The sequence below is a fragment of the Sphaerisporangium album genome (genome assembly GCF_003323745.1).
In the GTDB taxonomy this organism is placed as follows: domain Bacteria; phylum Actinomycetota; class Actinomycetes; order Streptosporangiales; family Streptosporangiaceae; genus Sphaerisporangium; species Sphaerisporangium album.
Genome location: NZ_QOIL01000024.1, coordinates 1 through 1,855 on the forward strand (window position 1 = coordinate 1; position 1,855 = coordinate 1,855).

Genomic DNA, 1,855 nt, shown 5'->3' on the forward strand with positions numbered 1-1,855 from the left:
GCGTGTACGTGGCGCAGAAGCGCAAGATCACCGACGGCGACAAGCTGGCCGGCCGTCACGGCAACAAGGGTGTCATCTCCAAGATCCTGCCCGTCGAGGACATGCCGTTCCTCGAGGACGGCACCCCCGTGGACATCATCCTCAACCCGCTGGGCGTGCCCGGCCGTATGAACGTCGGCCAGGTGCTGGAGACCCACCTCGGGTGGATCGCCGCCAGAGGGTGGGACATCACGGGCATCGAGGAGGCCTGGGCCGAGCGGCTGCGCGACAAGGGCTTCGGCCAGGTCGACCCGCGCACCAACGTCGCCACCCCGGTGTTCGACGGCGCCCACGAGGAGGAGCTCACGGGCCTGCTGGAGAACACGCTGGTCAACCGGGACGGCGAGCGCATGGTCGGCGTCAACGGCAAGGCGCGGCTGTTCGACGGCCGCTCCGGCGAGCCCTTCCCGCACCCGATCTCCGTCGGTTACATCTACATCCTCAAGCTGCTCCACCTGGTCGACGACAAGATCCACGCGCGGTCGACCGGTCCCTACTCCATGATCACCCAGCAGCCGCTCGGCGGTAAGGCCCAGTTCGGCGGCCAGCGCTTCGGTGAGATGGAGGTGTGGGCGCTCGAAGCCTACGGAGCGGCGTACGCCCTCCAGGAGCTGCTGACCATCAAGTCCGACGACGTCCTCGGCCGAGTGAAGGTCTACGAGGCCATCGTCAAGGGCGAGAACATCCCCGAGCCGGGTATCCCTGAGTCCTTCAAGGTCCTCATCAAGGAAATGCAGTCGCTGTGCCTCAACGTCGAGGTCCTGTCCAGCGACGGCATGTCCATCGAGATGCGCGACACCGACGAGGACGTCTTCCGTGCGGCGGAGGAGCTCGGCATCGACCTGTCCCGGCGTGAGCCGAGCAGTGTCGAAGAGGTCTGATTTTCAAGCGAGGGGATAACAAGTGCTCGACGTCAACTTCTTCGACGAGCTCCGCATCGGTCTCGCCACGGCCGACGATATCCGTCAGTGGTCGCACGGCGAGGTGAAGAAGCCCGAGACCATCAACTACCGCACCCTCAAGCCTGAGAAGGACGGTCTCTTCTGCGAGAAGATCTTCGGTCCGACCCGGGACTGGGAGTGCTACTGCGGTAAGTACAAGCGCGTCCGCTTCAAGGGCATCATCTGTGAGCGCTGTGGCGTCGAGGTCACGCGCGCCAAGGTGCGCCGCGAGCGGATGGGCCACATCGAGCTGGCCGCGCCGGTCACCCACATCTGGTACTTCAAGGGCGTTCCGTCGCGCCTCGGCTACCTGCTCGACCTGGCCCCGAAGGACCTGGAGAAGGTCATCTACTTCGCGGCCTACATGATCACGTATGTCGACACCGACATGCGTGCCCGTGACCTGCCCTCGCTCGAGGCCAAGATCTCCGTGGAGCGGCAGCACATCGAGCAGCGCCGCGACGCCGACATCGAGTCCCGGCAGAAGAAGCTCGAGGCCGACCTGGCCGAGCTGGAGTCGGCCGGCGCCAAGGGCGACCAGCGCCGCAAGGTCCGCGAGGGCGCCGACCGCGAGATGCGCCAGCTCCGCGACCGCGCCCAGCGCGAGCTCGACCGCCTCGAAGAGGTCTGGAGTCGCTTCAAGAACCTCAAGGTCCAGGACCTGGAGGGCGACGAGCTGCTCTACCGCGAGATGCGCGACCGCTTCGGCCGCTACTTCCGCGGCGGCATGGGCGCCCAGGCCATCCAGGAGCGCCTGAACAACTTCGACCTGGCCGCGGAGGCCGAGTCGCTGCGCGAGACGATCCGCAGCGGCAAGGGTCAGAAGAAGGCGCGCGCCCTGAAGCGGCTGAAGGTCGTCTCGGCGTTCCTCACGA

General features: G+C 66.4%; 1 protein-coding gene and 1 pseudogene. Both read left to right on the forward strand.

Translation table 11 applies throughout. The features are described from left to right. The coding region (locus tag DQ384_RS32580) for a DNA-directed RNA polymerase subunit beta (RefSeq protein WP_484378268.1) at positions 1 to 920 on the forward strand (920 nt) is incomplete at its 5' end. 22 nt (positions 921 to 942) lie between these two features. Then, a pseudogene (locus DQ384_RS43330) lies at positions 943 to 1,855 on the forward strand (DNA-directed RNA polymerase subunit beta'); the annotation flags it as partial.